The sequence below is a fragment of the Selenomonas sp. F0473 genome, assembly GCF_000315545.1.
Lineage (GTDB): Bacteria > Bacillota > Negativicutes > Selenomonadales > Selenomonadaceae > Centipeda.
This window is the reverse complement of record NZ_JH992902.1, coordinates 759,160-774,882: the sequence shown is the minus strand read 5'-3', so window position 1 is coordinate 774,882 and position 15,723 is coordinate 759,160. Positions and strand designations below refer to the sequence as shown.

The window sequence follows — 15,723 nt, the reverse complement described above, 5'->3', positions numbered from 1 at the left end:
TGATTTCATGCTTTATATCGGCATTGATCTCGGAACGTCCGCATGCAAGCTGCTGCTGACGGATGAGACGGGAGACATCAAAAATATTGTGTCGCGCAGCTATCCGCTCGCATTCCCGCAGCCCGGTTGGAGCGAGCAGGATCCGGCGCAGTGGTGGAGGGCGGTGGAGGACGGCATCCCCGAACTCCTCGCCGGGCACGATGCGGCACAGGTGGCGGGCATCGGCGCGGGCGGACAGATGCACGGACTTGTCGTGCTTGACCGTGGGGACCGTGTGATCCGTCCCGCGATTCTCTGGAACGACGGGCGAACAGCGCGTGCGGTGGACTATTTGAACGAGACGATCGGCAGGTCGCGGCTGAGCGTGTTGACGGCAAATATCGCCTTTGCGGGCTTTACCGCGCCCAAACTCCTGTGGATGCGCGAACACGAGCCGGAGCTCTTTGCGCGCATTGATAAAATTATGCTGCCCAAAGACTATATCAACTATAAACTCACGGGCGTGCACTGCACGGATCCGTCGGATGCGTCGGGAACGCTCCTGTTTGATGTGGAACGCGGCCGCTGGTCGGAGGAGATGCTCCGCGTCTGCGGCGTGCGGGAGGCGCAGATGCCGCGGGTATTCCCATCCGCCGCACCGGTCGGCACGCTGCTGCCGGATGCGGCGCAGAAACTCGGCATCCCAAAGGAAACGATCGTCGCGGCGGGGGCGGGGGACAACGCCGCCGCGGCTGTCGGTACGGGCACGGTCGGCGAGGGAGCGTGCAATATCTCCATCGGTACGTCCGGCACGATCTTTATGACAAGCAAGCGTTTCAGCGTCGATCCGCATAATGCGCTGCATTCGTTTGCGCATGCGGACGGCGGCTATCATCTGATGGGGGTCATGCTGAGTGCGGCATCCTGCAATGCATGGCTGATGGAGCATGTGCTGGGGACAAAGGATTATGCGGCGGAACAGATGAAGATCGCAGAGGAACGGCTCGGTTCAAATTCCGTATTCTTCCTGCCATATCTCATGGGGGAGCGCAGCCCGATCAACGATACGGATGCGCGCGCAGCGTTCGTCGGAATGGCGCTGGATACCTCGCGCGCCGATCTTGTGCAGGCAATGCTCGAGGGCGTGGCGTTCGGGATGCGTGACAGCCTCGAAGTCGCGCGTTCTCTCGGCATACGGATCACACGGAGCAAAATTTGCGGCGGCGGGGCGAAATCGCCGCTGTGGCGCAGGATATTCGCGAATGTCCTAAATATCGAGTTGGATGTGCTCGCCGCCGAAGAAGGCCCCGGTATGGGCGGGGCGATGCTTGCGATGCTTGCCTGCGGCGCATACCCGGATGCGGCGGCCGCCGCAGCAGCGATTGTACGCGTGACCGAGACCGTCCGTCCGATACCGGCACTTGCCGCGCGTTATGAGGCACAGTATCAAAAATACCGGCTCATCTATCCCGCGCTGAAAGACGTTTTCCCGCGGCTGCACTGAGTGCCGGAAGGGCGGCGGCCGCATTACTTGCCGGGAAGGAGGGGGAATATGTCCGGTGAATACGAAGTGATTTCCTACGAACAGCTCAGCGATCTGAACGTCTTTCTCGTTCGGATGCACGAACGCGGCACACATCTGCATCAGGATATGGAAATCGGGCTTGTACTGGACGGGCATGTCGTGCTGGAGACGGGCGGTATGCGCCGAAATCTTAGGTGCGGAGATATCTATCTCGTCAATCCGCTCGAGGCGCATCGCTTTGCCTCCGTCGAGAACGAAGACGGCATATTGCTGATTGTGCAGATTTCGGCACAGCTTGTGGAGCGTGCTTTCAGCGGCGCGAAGAATATCCGATACGCATGTGACTCTGCTCTGCGTACGGCACTGTCGGCTGCGCCGGATCAGTATGCCCGGCTTTCTGAATTGCTGACGGAGCTTGGCGCCATATTTTTCGGACGGCGGCCGAACTATGAGTTCGCATGTCTTAGCTGTGTCGGGCAGATCTACTATCTTCTCAATACGAATCTTCCGTGGACGTTCCTCGACACGGCGGAGGGACTGCCGCACAGGGAACGTGCAGATCGAATGCTCTCCATCCTAGACTATATTGAGAACAATTACAGACGAAAACTCCTGCTCGGTGAGATCGCCCGGAGGGAACATCTGTCGCTGACTTATCTGTCTCATCTCTTCAAGGATATGCTCGGGATGTCGTTTCAAAAGTATCTTCGACAGAAGCGTTTCGCCCATGCGTGCCGTCTTATGGAGGGGACGGAGCAGAGCGTTTTGGAGGTCAGCCTCAGCTGCGGGTTCTCCGATGTGCGCTATTTGACGAAATTATTTCGTGAGGAGCACGGATGCACACCCGGCGCATACCGACAAAAAAAGCGGATCTCCTTACGAAGGAGACCCGCTTCACCGGCGCGTTCGGAGAAAAAAATTTCCCCGGCCGACGGCCTGCGCATGCTGAGCGCCTTTCGCGCCCAACAGGCCAAACCGACACGCAGAACGATGCCGCGTATTCGGTTCGGTGCGGCGTTAACATGCGGAGCCGAACAGTATGTTGTTCACGATGCCCTCTAGGTACTCTTGGCGTCCGGATCCCGGATCGGCGGGCGCCTTGAGCGCTGCGGCATGCGCGGCGCACTCTTCAAGCGTCGCCGCACCGTTTTTGATCTTTGCGCCGATGCCCGTTTCGTAGCTCGCGTAGCGCTCCTTGACGAACGCGTCGATGCGTCCGTCCTCGATGAGTGCCGCCGCCTTGATGAGACCGAGGGCAAAGGTGTCCATGCCGACGATGAAGGCGAGGAACATATCCTCCGCCGTGTTGCTCGGACGGCGGTTCTTTGCGTCAAAGTTGAGTCCGCCGCGCAGGCCGCCTGCCTTGAGAATCTCATACATCGCCATCGTCGTATCGTAGACGTTGGAAGGAAACTGATCCGTGTCCCAGCCGAGCAGCATATCTCCTTGGTTCGCGTCTACGGATCCCATCATATCGTTCACGGCGCAGACGCGCAGTTCGTGCTGGAAGGTATGTCCCGCGAGCGTCGCATGGTTCGCCTCGATATTCATCTTGAAATCGTCGTCGAGTCCGTACTTCTGGAGGAATCCGATGGCAGTCGCAGCATCGAAGTCATACTGATGTTTCATGGGCTCTTTCGGTTTCGGCTCGATGTAGAAATCCCCTTTGAATCCGATTCCGCGCCCATAATCGCGGCTCATGCGGAAAAGCTGTGCAACGTTGCTTTGCTCGAGCGCCATATCCGTGTTGAGCAGCGTTTCGTAGCCCTCGCGGCCGCCCCAAAAAACATAGCCGCGCGCGCCGAGTTTCACGGCGAGCTCGATGCCCTTTTTCGCCTGCGCCGCAGCAAAGCAGAATACATCCGCCGAATTGCTGCTGCCCGCGCCGTTCATAAAGCGCGCGTTGCTGAACATATTGGCAGTCGCCCAGAGACACCGGATGCCGGTGTCTTTCGTCTTTTCGAGGAGATAGTCGGTCAGCTCCTCGAGGCGGCGGTTTGTCTCGTTGATGTCGGTCGGATCCTCGGGGACAATATCCGCGTCATGGAAGCAGTAATACTTGATGCCGAGCTTCTGCATGAACTCGATGCCGGCGTCGACCTTCGTCTTTGCATGTGCCATCGTACCCAGCTGCGCGCCGAACGTTTTGTCCGCCGTGCCCGCGCCGAACATATCTACGCCCACGGCGCAGAGATTGTGCCACCACGCCATCGCGAATGTGAGGTGTTCCTCCATCGTTTTGCCGCGGATCACGCGCTGCGGATCATAGTATTTGAATGCCAGACGGTTTTTGCTGTCTCTGCCCTCGTATTTGATATGAGGGATATTTGGAAAAATTTCGCTCATAACGCTTCTCCTTTTTTGCCTGTCCTAAACCTGTACCGCCGTATCCGACAGTATATAGTGACATTATAGCGCGGACAATATGATATTTCCTGCATAAATCGGCTGAAAGGGGCGATTAGTTTGCTGTCGTACCCCTAAAAACTGAGAATTCCTATTGATTATCGGCGAGTAACATATGTTACATCATTCACAAGAACTCCTTTGCTATAATACGGGCAAGAAATGTGTATTGGACAAAGGAGACTCTTTATGGATGCAAAAATGTTTTGCTATCAGTGCCAGGAGACGGCGGGCGGCAAAGCCTGTACGGTGCAGGGCGTCTGCGGCAAGAAGCCGGACGTTGCGGAGATGCAGGACCTCCTCGTCTATGTGACGAAGGGACTGGGCGCCGTAACGACGGCGCTGCGCGCGGAGGGCAAGCCGGTCTCGGTGGAGACCAACCACCGCGTGACGATGAACCTTTTCGTGACGATTACGAATGCGAACTTCGACCGCGAGGCCATCATGAATGTGATTGAGGAATCGCTTACGCTGAAGGCCGACCTGCTCGGGCAGATCTCCGACGCGTCGAACCTTCCTGCGGCGGCCCACTGGACGGCGGCGCGCGCGGATTTCGCGGCAAAGGCGAAGACGGTCGGCATTCTCGCCACGGAGAACGAGGATGTCCGCAGCCTGCGCGAGCTGACGACCTATGGGCTCAAGGGCCTTGCGGCCTACATGGAGCACGCGAATGCGCTGAGCTATGAGAACGAGGAAGTGGACGTGTTCATGCAGCGCGCGCTGGCGCAGCTGCTCGACGATACGATGGACGGCGGCGCGCTGACGGCGCTCGTGCTCGAAACGGGCAAGTGGGGCGTTGCGGGCATGGCGCTCCTCGATACGGCGAATACAAGCACCTACGGCAATCCCGAGGTGACGAAGGTGAAACTCGGCGTCCGGAACCGCCCGGGCATTCTCATCTCCGGCCATGATCTCAAGGACCTCGAGCGGCTCCTCGAGCAGACGAAGGGCACGGGCATCGACGTCTATACGCACGGCGAGATGATCCCCGCGCATTACTATCCGAAGTTCAAGCAGTACGACAACCTCGTCGGCAACTACGGCAACGCGTGGTGGCAGCAGAAAGAGGAGTTCGAGAAGTTCAATGGCGCGATTCTCATGACGACAAACTGCGTCGTGCCGCCGAAGGACAGCTACAAGGACCGCCTCTTTACGACGGCGGCGGTCGGCGTGCCGGGCTGCACGCATATTCCTCTTGTCAACGGCGATAAGGACTTCACGCCCGTCATTGAGTGTGCGAAGAAGTGTGCGCCCCCGACGGAGCTGGAGACGGGCGAGATTGTGGGCGGATTCGCGCACGAGCAGGTCTTTGCCGTGGCGGACAAGGTCGTCGCGGCCGTTAAGAGCGGCGCGATCAAGAAGTTCGTCGTCATGGGCGGCTGCGACGGCCGCATGAAGTCGCGCGACTACTACGGCGAGTTCGCGGAAAAGCTCCCGCCGGATACGGTGATCCTCACGGCGGGCTGCGCGAAGTACAAGTACATCAAGAAGAATCTCGGCGATATCGGCGGCATCCCGCGCGTGCTCGATGCCGGTCAGTGCAACGATTCCTACTCGCTCGCGCTCATCGCGCTGAAGCTCAAGGAGGTCTTCGGTCTCGACGATATCAACGATCTGCCGATCGCGTACAACATCGCGTGGTATGAGCAGAAGGCCGTAATCGTTCTCCTCGCCCTGCTCCACCTCGGCGTGAAGAACATCCGTCTCGGCCCCACGCTCCCCGCGTTCCTCTCGCCGAATGTGGCGAAGGTGCTCGTCGAGAACTTCGGCATCGGCGGCATCACGAACGTCGAGGACGATATGGCGATGTTCGGCATCGAGGTCGAGGCAGCGCCACAGGCTGCCGCTGCTGTGTAATTCAATAACGATCTGTGTATAGAAAAGGCGTCTGCCCGGTTGCGGCAGGCGCTTTTGTGTGCGGCGGATTTTGCGGTATGACAACCGTGGTCACATCACGGCTGTTTCGTTCATCTTGATTTATAATATTTTCTTTTATTTTTATAATAAATGCTTTTTTAAATTTAATATATGTGCTATGATAGCCGGGATGAAATTGTATAAGGGATTGTTTTATGATGCGGACAAAACGACTTGTGCGGGGATTTGGGCGCGCACTTCACATACTTTGGGGCGACCTGCGCGCGTTCAACATACCGGCTGTCTTATTTTTGCTGGGGTGGGGGTGTGTCCTGCTCCTGAGCACATGGGGCGCGGTCTCCGTTAGCCGGCTCATGGCGCTCTGTACCGTATCGGCCTACCTTGCTGTGCGGCGGTGTAGGGGATGGGGACAGACATTATGGAGTGTGGGATTTCCCTTTTTTACGGTCGTCGTGACGGTTGCGTTTATTATTATTGAGTTTTTTATCTATCCTGATTTTTCGCCGAACGGCAGGGAAAATTATACGCGCGTGCGGCGGGCTTTTTTCCCAAAAGAGATCCCGGAGAGCGCTTACGATGTGCAGGTGTGGAGCAAGATCGCCTTCGGCCCCGGGGAGGACGAGGCGTATCTTTCCTATCGTGATGCAAAAGAAAATATCCGTCCGTATGATACGATGGCGCGGGAACGCGCGGAGATGCGCACGAGGAGTTCCCGCATCAACAATGTGATCGGCGTCCCCGAGATTCGTGTGGACGAAGCGGCGGCTGTGCCGCGGTTCAAGGCGCTTCCTCTGTGGCAGCGCCTGTTTATCGATTATGTGCCCCATCCTGCGAAGTTGGGCGTATTGAAGGAAAAATTCGTTTTTTACGTTTGGGATATCGGCGACGATCCGAGTCGTCCGCGCGCCAATATCATTGGCATATCAGAGGATGGGACGCATATTATCTTCTATTGGGTCGGCGGATAAGGCATGAAGCGTGATCGCTGCGCCTAGCTTCGTCATATCGTCGAATGCGTCGCTCGACGTAGGTTTCATCTACGCCTTCGCTCGCATTCTCCTCATTCCCAGCGATGCATTAGCGCTGACGCCTCATTTACTATCCGGCAATTCTACCATGTGCGCATATCTTGAAATTTTTCTCACGCTGAGAGAATAGTTGCATTCATACCATAAAATAAAGACAGCCCCGCATACGGTTTCAGTGTATGTAGGGCTGTCTTTATAATGCCGCGGCGTCACAGCGCCGCGCGCAGGAGATTTTTGGTGTATTCGTCCGTGGGATTCGTGAGGACGCGGCGCGGCGTGCCCTCCTCGACGATGCGCCCCGCGCGCATGATGAGCACGCGTTCCGCGATAGAACTTACGAGGGGCAAATCGTGCGAGATGAAGATGAGGCTCATGCCGTGTTCTTTCTGCAGATGGAGCAGGAGGGACACGATTTTTGCCTGCACGGAGACGTCGAGCGCCGAGGTCGCCTCATCGCACAGGAGAATATCGGGATGCACCGCCATTGCGCGCGCAATCGCGGCACGCTGGCATTCGCCCCCGCTCATCTCGTGCGGGTAGCGACGCGCATAGGATGCGGGCAGCCCCACCTCAGAGAGGAGGGCGGCGACGCGTTCCTCCGTCCGGCGGCCATCAGGCGCGCACAGGCGGCAGATGGTCTCGCCGATCATCGCACCGATGGTGCGGCGCGGGTTGAACGAGCCGGGCGCGTCCTGAAACACCATCTGGATGCGCGTGTAGAGCGCGCGCCGCTCCTTTCTGTTTGTGCGCGTGATGTCCCTGCCGTCGAGGAAGATATTCCCGCCCGTCGGCAGATGCAGCCCCGTGAGGAGCTTTGCAACGGTGGATTTACCGCTGCCGCTTTCGCCGACGATGCCGAGGAGTTCGCGCCGCCCGAGGGAAAAGGAGATGCCATTGATTGCCTGCACACGTCCCGCCGCATCGTCAAAGTGCATGGAGACGTTGTCAAAGCGCAGGAGATCTTCGAAATGGGCGCCCCTTCCACCGCTTACGCGGCCCCCCTCCCCCGCTCGGACGGGGGAGGCTATAGGGACGGTATTTTTCTCTGTATGATCTTTGCGGTCGCAGTCCGTATGTGTCGCGGACATCTTCGGTACGGCCGCAAGCAGTTCCCGCGTATATGGATGCTGTGGGTTTCCGAGGACCTCCGCTACATTGCCCTGTTCGACGATGCAGCCGCCGGACATGACGGCGACGCGGTCGGCGATGTGCCGCACGACGCCGATGTTGTGGGTGATGAGGAGGATGGCCGTTCCCGTCCGGTCCTTCAGCGCACGCAGTTCGTCCAGCACCTGTAGCTGAATCGTTGCGTCGAGCGCCGACGTGGGTTCGTCGGCAAGGAGGAGCTGCGGGCGCAGGATCACGGCGAGCGCGATTGCCGCACGCTGCGCCATGCCGCCCGAGAGCTCGAACGGATACGCCGCAAGAATGCGGTCCACATCCGAAAACCCCATGCCGCCGAACACGTCCTCCGCGCGCGCACGAATCTCGTCGGGCGGGCGCTTTTCATGTGCCCGCACAGCTTCTTTGAGCTGCGCGCCGATCGTCCGCGACGGGTTCAGCGAGGCGCTCGCATATTGGAACACCATCGCGAGTTCTTCCCCGTGCAGGCGGCGCTTGTCCGCCACAGAGACCGCGGCCATATCGCGCCCCGCAAAGTGTACGCTGCCCGCAAGGATATCCGCAGCGAGCCCGCGGATCTGTGCGACGGCCTTTAAGAGCGTCGATTTTCCGCTGCCGCTCTCACCGACGATGCCGAGCACTTCGCCCGGGCACAGGGATAGATGAATGTCCCGGATCACGGAGCTGCCGCCGTAGCCTGCTGTCAGGTGGTCAATGCGCAGGAGTTCCCGCATCCCTCTGTCTCCTCGGCCCTTCGTGAACGGGCTCAATGCTTGTCGAGATCCTTCGACGCCTGATAGTAGTCGCTGGGCGTCGTCAGGAATCCCGTCACGTGCTTCGAGATGCCGGCCTGCATGTTGTTGAAGCCGATGAAATCCATCGCGCCGTCGTCGATTGCCTGCTGCTGAATGCGGTTGACGAGCGCGACGCGCTTCGCGAAATCAAAGGTGTTGGGGAGTTCTGCGAGCATGCTCTGCACGGCCGGATTGTTGTAGCGGCTGAAGTTGGCGACGCCCTGTGTGCTCATGACGTCGCGCAGGAAGGCGTACGGATCGCCGGTCGGCATCGTGATGACGGAGTAGAGCGACATTTCGAAATCGCCGGGCTTGAGGTAATTCGCCTTCTCGTGCGCGGTGATCTGCACGTTGATGCCGATCTTCTTCAGCTGCGCCTGCATCTCCGTTGTGATATTTTCGTTAAAGAGGCGCTTGTAGACGCCCATCTCGACGGTCAGCGGTTTGCCGTTCTTTTCGACAATGCCGTCGCCGTCGCTGTCCGCATAGCCGGCTGCGGCGAGCACTGCTTTCGCCTTCTCCGGATCGTAGGAACGGAGCTTCAGCGCGGGATCGCCGAACGGCGTCGCAGCGAGGAACGCGCTGCCGGACGGCGTCATGGCGCCCTTCAGTACGTCGTCGCCGATGGTCTTTTTGTCCACACCGTACATGATCGCTTCGCGCACGGCGGGTTCGGTCAGTTTATCAAGATTGAAATAGAGCTGATAGGTGCGCGTCTGCGGCGTCTTGACCACCGTGAACTGATCCGACTGCGCGATCGTCTCCGCGCTCTCGGGGCTGAGGTCGAGCGCCACGTCGATCTCGCCCGACTGGAGCGCCATCGCGAGCGTGTTGAAATCCGCGATCCTCGTGTATTCGAGGCCGTCGACCTTCACGTCGCCGTCCCAATACTTTGTGTTTTTCTCCATGACCGCGGATTTGCCGGCCTCAAATGAGGTCATCACGAACGGGCCCGTGCCGACGGGGGCATTGTCGAAGTCCATCGTGCCCGCAACGTCGAGAATGACGGCGTACGGGTCAGAGAGGTCGTTGACGAGCGTCGCGTTCGGCTCTTTCGTCTTGATCGTGACGGTATTTCCCTCCGCGGTGAACACGGCGTCCTTCAGCCATACCGCACGGTCATTGAGCTCCGCCGTGCGCTTGAGAGAGGCGATGACCTTATCGGCGGTCATCTTCTCTCCGTTGGAGAAGGTGACGCCCTCCTTCAGCGTGATGCGCCATACGGTCGGCTCGAGATTCTCTGCCTTTTCCGCGAGCCACGGCTGCGGCTGCAGCGCGTCGTCCAGCCGGAACAGCGTCTCGCCGACGCCGTAGCGGACGGCAGACCAGCCGTTCCACTCCTTCGCCGGATCCATGGTACCCGTTGAGACAGCGACGGTGCCGCCCACATGGACGATCTTCTTCCCGCCGTCCGCCGACGTATCCGATCCGCCGCAGCCGGCCGCGGCGAGCGGCACAGCGGCCATCAGCACGGCGCATAGGGCTTTCCGAAAATTAAATTTCATGGTTTACCTCCTATGACAAACTTTTATACAACAAGACGGCATGTCAGTCTGCGCGTCTTTCCCGCAGCTTGGGGTCCAGCAGATCACGTACCTGATCGCCGAACAGGTTAAAGAGCATCATCACGGCGACCATGACGCAGCTCGGTGCGAGCGCGGCCCACGGCGCCTGTTGGAGATACCTTTGTCCTTCACTGATCATCGCGCCCCATTCCGCCGCGGGAATTTGGACGCCGATGCCGAGGAAGGAGAGCCCCGCGAGGCCCATCATCATGGTGCTGACGTGGAGCACGGCGGTGACGACCAGGGGACCCGCGACGTTCGGCAGAATGTGCAGGAGCAGGATGCGCACGTCGCCGCACCCGCTGAGACGCGCCGCGTGGACGTACGTCTCCTCTTTGGCAGCAATCGCCGCGCCGCGCGCAATACGCGCGTACTGCGTCCACGTCGTTGCGACGAGCGCGAGCACCGCGTTGAAGAGGCCGCCGCCGAGGACGCCTGCGACCGCAATCGCGAGCACGATGTCGGGGAACGCCTGAAAGATATCCGTCACGCGCATGAGCACGGCGTCTGCCCGTCCCCGATAGTATCCTGCGAGGAGACCGACGAGGCTGCCGAGCGAAGAGGCGGCGAGCACGATAAAGAGCGCCGAAAAAATGGACGTTTTCCCGCCGGCGAGGGTCCGCGATAGAATATCTCTGCCGTAGTTGTCCGTGCCGAAGATATGATCGCCTGACGGCGGCGCGAGGATCATCTGCGGGTCCGTCGCATACGGGTCGTACGGCGCGAGCTGCGCGGAAAACAGGGCGATGAGGAGCACGAGCCCGCTCAGCAGGGCCGGCAGCCAGAATGCCGGCGGCAGTCGTTTCATGGTTGGTATGCGCATCGTTTTATAGATCCTTGATTCTCGGATTGAAATACCGGTACGACAGATCTGCGAGCAGGTTCACGCAGAAGAAGGCAAGCGCCATCCAGACGACCACCGCCTGCACGATGGGGTAGTCGCGGTTGCTGATTGCCGTCATGATGAGGTGTCCGATGCCCGACCAATTGAAAATCGTCTCAACGATGACTGTGCCGCCGAGCAGAGAGCCGACCGAGATGCCCGTCAGCGTGATGACGATAACCATGATGTTCTTGAGGACGCTCCGAAAGAGGATTTGCCGCTCGGGGATGCCGCGCGCGCGCAGCCCGACGATGTAGTCCTTGTCGAGCTCGTCGAGCGCCGCCGCGCGAACCTGCCGGATATAGCGCGAGGACATGACGATAGCGAGCGCCGCCGACGGCAGCACCATGCCGATGGGCTTCGTCGTCGCGAGCACCGGGATCCAGCCGAGCCGGTACGAAAAAATGAACATGAGGACAATCGCTACGATGAAGCTCGGCGTCGCGCTCACGATGAACGTCAGCAGGCGAACCCCGTAGTCCGCGCGGCTGCCGCGGCACGCGGCGATCCCGATGCCGATCGGCAGGGAGATGAGGAGCGTGAGCAGCATGGCGGCGCCCGCCATACGGAGCGTGTAGGGGAGCGCCTGCAGGAAAGTCTGCGCCACCGGCAGATCCGTCATGTACGACCGGCCCATATCCCCCTGCACGAAGCGCTCCAGCCACATGCCGTACTGCACGAGGAACGGTTCGTCGAGGCCCATCTCCGCCCGCATCCGCAGCACGACCTGCGGATCCGCGCTGATCCCGCCTGCAGAGAGGCGTATGCTGACCGGATCGCTCGGCGCGATGTAGAGCAGACCGAACGAGAGAAGCGTGATGCCGAAAAAGACGGGGATGAACTGCAAACATCGCTGCAAGAGCGTTTTCATCGGCGCGTGCACCTCCTTCGCGTAGGTTTTATAAACTCTTAGATATAAATACGATAAATGAATACATAGTATATAATGTTTCTCAGAAAAATGTCAATGGGATTACATAATTTTATCTAAATATTTTGCTTTTATGTGAAAGTACTTATATATTCATATGTTGTATTCGAAAAGATACGTTTGCAAATACCGGAAGAAACTTGGAGAAAATCTTTATTATGAAAGAAACGATAAATGCTGACTATGAACACGCGAGATATGAATCGATGGGATGGTATACGTCCAACGATAGGACAGTGGGATAAGCGTTTGACAAACATCCTGTATCGCCTTATCAATTATCTTGAAAAAATGACGAAAGCAAGAGGAGATGATATAATAAAGCCATAGAAAGGAGGTGAGACATGTGATAGAAAAGACGGATTACATCGACCTCGCCGCTGCGCTGATAACGGTAGGAGAAGGGGGCCACAAGCTCAGTAAATGTCTTGAGCAAAGGAGCGCCGAAAGAAAAATCCAAAAAGAAAAAGCCCCGCAGTCGAAAGCGCAGGAAACGCAAATAACTGACAGCGGAGCCGCAGGAAAGGGGGGCGTGCAATCGCCCTTGCCCTGTGGACATTCTATCACATGGCAAATGGTGAAGACAATATTATTTTTCTCGGTTGTGATGCTTGTATTGATTGTGCGCAGGGCGGATACCATACAGTGGTTAGATTGGCTGTTAGGTGTTGGTGTCGGTGTCATGCTGTCCGCATGGGTCGCATATTGGAGGCTGCGCCATGACTAGCGGATGGGGTGGCGTACGCGAAGGGGCAGGGCGGCCGCGTACGTCTCCCGACGGACAGCTGCGCAAACAGAGGCAGACGAGAGCCTCTGACGATGAGTGGGAGATGATTAAGTCCTTCGCGGCTATCGTCAAGAAAGACCCTGCGCGTGCCGCACGCATAATAAAAACTGAGTGAATCACAGCGCAAAAGGGTATTGCTATACTGGCGGCGTCCTTTTTGTATGGGCGCAGGCATATTCCCGAAGGATAAAGTTCCCTTACTGCCCGTTCATCCACATTGTATGTGCCGGCTAAAGCCTGTGATTCTCGGCATGCTGGATAATGAGATGCCGGTAGAACGCGCATCGAGGAGGGCGGCAGAGAGTATCTTGCGACACTGAGCCTATATCAGAGGTGACAGTTTCTCGGTATACATGGGGAAATTTTAAGAAAGGAGGAGAAGCGAAATGACGTTGCAAGACTTCATGGAGAATTATGTTGGTAATCTGAACGACTTTGCCTATTATGATGATAAGTTCGATATCGGCATATATCCGGAGAGCACAGAGAAAATAATATGCTGCAGTGGCGCTGACGATGAAGGGACGTTGTTTACATCCTATGACAACGCGCTCGACAAGTTCATGGTCAATGGACGTCCATTCCGAGACACGCTGCCAGACATCAACGAAAATTTGTTATAAAGACTGCTTGCATGCTATAAGAGCAGGTGTAAGCCGTGAATGTCTATGAATGGCTCGGGAAAACGGTTAAAGTAATCTGTATAGATGGCAAAGGTTATGTTGACACGGTGCTCGGTGCGCCGGATTATGAGCCCGAAGAACAGAGCATCATGCTCAAGGGACATGGAGAAAATAGTGGGGTTGAGATTTTAACAAATGAAATCGAAGAAGTTGCATAAAAACCGCTTGCATCTGTAAGCGGTTTTTCTATATATGGGTCGTGACCCAGCTAAGCGAACGAAGAGCGCGAAACAAAAATCCACCTGCTGTACGGCTGGTTGTCTACAAAACACGGTGAAAATCTCTATTTTAGATGCATTTATGTGGATTTGATTTATTGGCGGATAATCGGCAAAAAGTTAGATATATCAAAGGGAGAGAGCGTTTTTCTGTTCCCGTGTATTGCTATTCATTCCTGTAAATCGTATAATAAATCGATATTATTCAGCACAGTGCGGCGATGCGCCGCAGGGAGGAAACGATGATGAAGATTTTGGTTGCCGACGGGATTTCGCCGAAGGGGATCGCGCTGCTTGCGGACTACGAGGTCGATGTGCGCGATAAACTCTCTCATGAGGAACTGCTGGGCATCATCGGCGGCTATGACGCGCTCATGGTGCGCTCGGCGTCAAAGGTGACGGCGGATGTGATCGCGCGCGCGGAGAATCTCAAGATCATCGGCAGAGCGGGCGTCGGCGTCGACAACATCGACGTGAAAGTGGCGACCGAGCGCGGCATCATCGTGATCAATTCGCCGGGCGGCAACACGATCGCGGCGACGGAGCACACGATGGCGATGATGCTGTCGATGGCGCGCAATATCCCGGCGGCAGACGAAACGATGCGGCGGGGGGAGTGGAACCGCAAGGCGTATGTCGGCGTGGAACTGCGCGGCAAGACGCTCGGCGTCATCGGCATGGGGCGCATCGGCAGCGGCGTCGCAAAGCGCGCTCTCGCCTTTGACATGAACGTCGTCGCCTATGATCCATACGTCAACGAGGAGCGTGCGCAGGCGCTCGGGGTGACGATCGGGACGCTCGACGATATATTTAAGGAAGCGGATTTCATCACGGTGCATATGCCGCTGACCAAGGAGACGCGCGGCATGATCTCCATAGCGCAGATGCGCCGGATGAAGCCTGGCGTGCGTCTCGTCAACTGCGCGCGCGGCGGCATCATCGACGAGGCGGATCTCGCGGCGGCGGTACGCGAGGGAATCGTCGCGGGGGCGGCCGTCGACGTGTTCGAGGAGGAACCGCTCCCGGCGGATCACCCGCTGCGCGGCGTGCCGGGCATTGTCCTGACGCCGCATCTCGGCGCATCGACTGTCGAGGCGCAGATCGGCGTGTCCGTCGACGTGGCGGAGGGCATCCGCGCCGCACTGCGGGGCGAACCCGTGACGACGGCGGTCAACATGGCCCCCGTTTCCCCCGAAGTCATGCGCGTCATCCGTCCCTACATCACACTCGCCGAACGCCTCGGCTGCACGGTCTGCTCTCTTGCCGCAGGCCCTGTCACGCGCGTGGAGGTCGTCTACAACGGCGAGATTACCGATGTCAATACGAGCTTCCTCACGACGGCGGTGCTCAAGGGCATGCTCAACCCCATCCTTGAGAGCGAGATCAACTATGTCAACGCGCCGAGCGTCGCGAAGTCGCGCGGCATCAAGGTGACCGAGGTCAAGGAGAAGGAGACGTCCGATTTCTCAACGCTCATCACCGTACGTGCGTCGGCGGGGGATAAGGTGACCGAGGTGCAGGGAACGCTCTTCGGAACGGAGGGGCGCATCGTCCGCATCAACCGGTTCCGCGTGGACGTCGACCCGCACGCGCGCATTCTCATCTGCCCGCATATCAACCGCCCCGGCGTCATCGGCACGATCGGCTCCATCATGGGCGCGGCGGGCATCAACATCTCCGCGATGCAGGTGGGGAAATCCGACCGCGCGGGGACGAACATCATGGTGCTCACGGTGGACCACGACATTCCGGCGGAGACGCTCGCGCGCGTCGTGGCACTCGACGGCATCTTTGACGCAAAGCTCGTTAATTTTGAATCGGTCTGATGCGCATATTCCTCCATAGAGAACCGCGAATTTCAGCCTTTTTCCATAATCCTTCAGTATTATAGTCAAAAAGACAAAGTCAATCGATTCTAAGGAGG

At 58.0% G+C, this 15,723-nt stretch carries 13 protein-coding genes; 8 read left to right on the top strand and 5 right to left on the bottom strand.

Annotation, left to right across the window (positions count from 1 at the left end):
• The first annotated feature begins 7 nt into the window (after positions 1-7).
• Positions 8-1,483, top strand: coding sequence for a xylulokinase (xylB, locus tag HMPREF9161_RS03565; RefSeq protein WP_009728316.1), 1,476 nt, complete (start codon positions 8-10; stop codon positions 1,481-1,483).
• Positions 1,484-1,531: 48 nt separating this feature from the next.
• On the top strand, positions 1,532-2,566 hold the full coding sequence (locus HMPREF9161_RS03560) for an AraC family transcriptional regulator (RefSeq protein WP_009728315.1): 1,035 nt from the start codon (positions 1,532-1,534) through the stop codon (positions 2,564-2,566).
• Here HMPREF9161_RS03560 and xylA read toward each other — a convergent pair.
• Positions 2,522-3,850, bottom strand: coding sequence for a xylose isomerase (gene xylA / locus HMPREF9161_RS03555; protein ID WP_009728314.1), 1,329 nt, complete (start codon positions 3,848-3,850; stop codon positions 2,522-2,524). The two genes, HMPREF9161_RS03560 and xylA, sit on opposite strands and share 45 nt — an antisense overlap.
• Before the next feature lie 249 nt (positions 3,851-4,099).
• Here xylA and hcp point away from each other — a divergent pair, with 249 nt between their 5' ends.
• Entirely contained in the window at positions 4,100-5,767 is a 1,668-nt protein-coding gene (gene hcp / locus HMPREF9161_RS03550; protein ID WP_009728313.1) for a hydroxylamine reductase, read from the top strand.
• A gap of 215 nt (positions 5,768-5,982) precedes the next feature.
• Entirely contained in the window at positions 5,983-6,756 is a 774-nt protein-coding gene (locus HMPREF9161_RS03545; RefSeq protein WP_009728312.1) for a hypothetical protein, read from the top strand.
• Between the two features lie 269 nt (positions 6,757-7,025).
• Here HMPREF9161_RS03545 and HMPREF9161_RS03540 read toward each other — a convergent pair whose 3' ends face one another.
• From HMPREF9161_RS03540 to HMPREF9161_RS03525, 4 genes are read right to left on the bottom strand one after another with little or no spacing between them, the layout of a single operon-like run.
• Positions 7,026-8,672 carry an ABC transporter ATP-binding protein gene (locus tag HMPREF9161_RS03540; protein ID WP_009728311.1) on the bottom strand — a complete coding sequence of 549 codons (1,647 nt, stop codon included), beginning with the start codon at positions 8,670-8,672 and terminating at the stop codon, positions 7,026-7,028.
• A 32-nt stretch (positions 8,673-8,704) separates the two neighbouring features.
• Positions 8,705-10,237, bottom strand: a complete 1,533-nt coding sequence (locus HMPREF9161_RS03535) for an ABC transporter substrate-binding protein (RefSeq protein ID WP_009728310.1) — start codon at positions 10,235-10,237, stop codon at positions 8,705-8,707.
• A gap of 43 nt (positions 10,238-10,280) precedes the next feature.
• Positions 10,281-11,120, bottom strand: coding sequence for an ABC transporter permease (locus HMPREF9161_RS03530; RefSeq protein WP_009728309.1), 840 nt, complete (start codon positions 11,118-11,120; stop codon positions 10,281-10,283).
• Positions 11,121-11,124: 4 nt separating this feature from the next.
• Positions 11,125-12,051 (bottom strand): ABC transporter permease, encoded by a 927-nt coding sequence (locus tag HMPREF9161_RS03525; RefSeq protein WP_009728308.1) that lies wholly within the window; start codon positions 12,049-12,051, stop codon positions 11,125-11,127.
• A gap of 406 nt (positions 12,052-12,457) precedes the next feature.
• Here HMPREF9161_RS03525 and HMPREF9161_RS03520 point away from each other — a divergent pair, with 406 nt between their 5' ends.
• From HMPREF9161_RS03520 to serA, 4 genes are all read left to right on the top strand, one after another.
• Positions 12,458-12,838, top strand: a complete 381-nt coding sequence (locus HMPREF9161_RS03520; RefSeq protein WP_009728307.1) for a hypothetical protein — start codon at positions 12,458-12,460, stop codon at positions 12,836-12,838.
• Positions 12,839-13,284: 446 nt separating this feature from the next.
• Positions 13,285-13,521, top strand: a complete 237-nt coding sequence (locus tag HMPREF9161_RS03510) for a hypothetical protein (protein WP_009728305.1) — start codon at positions 13,285-13,287, stop codon at positions 13,519-13,521.
• A 35-nt stretch (positions 13,522-13,556) separates the two neighbouring features.
• The gene (locus HMPREF9161_RS09920; protein WP_009728304.1) at positions 13,557-13,739 is read left to right on the top strand and encodes a hypothetical protein; all 183 of its coding nucleotides are present in this window, start codon (positions 13,557-13,559) and stop codon (positions 13,737-13,739) included.
• Positions 13,740-14,044: 305 nt separating this feature from the next.
• Positions 14,045-15,625: a phosphoglycerate dehydrogenase gene (serA, locus tag HMPREF9161_RS03505; RefSeq protein WP_037348777.1), complete on the top strand. Its 1,581-nt coding sequence runs from the start codon at positions 14,045-14,047 to the stop codon at positions 15,623-15,625.
• Positions 15,626-15,723: the final 98 nt, after the last annotated feature.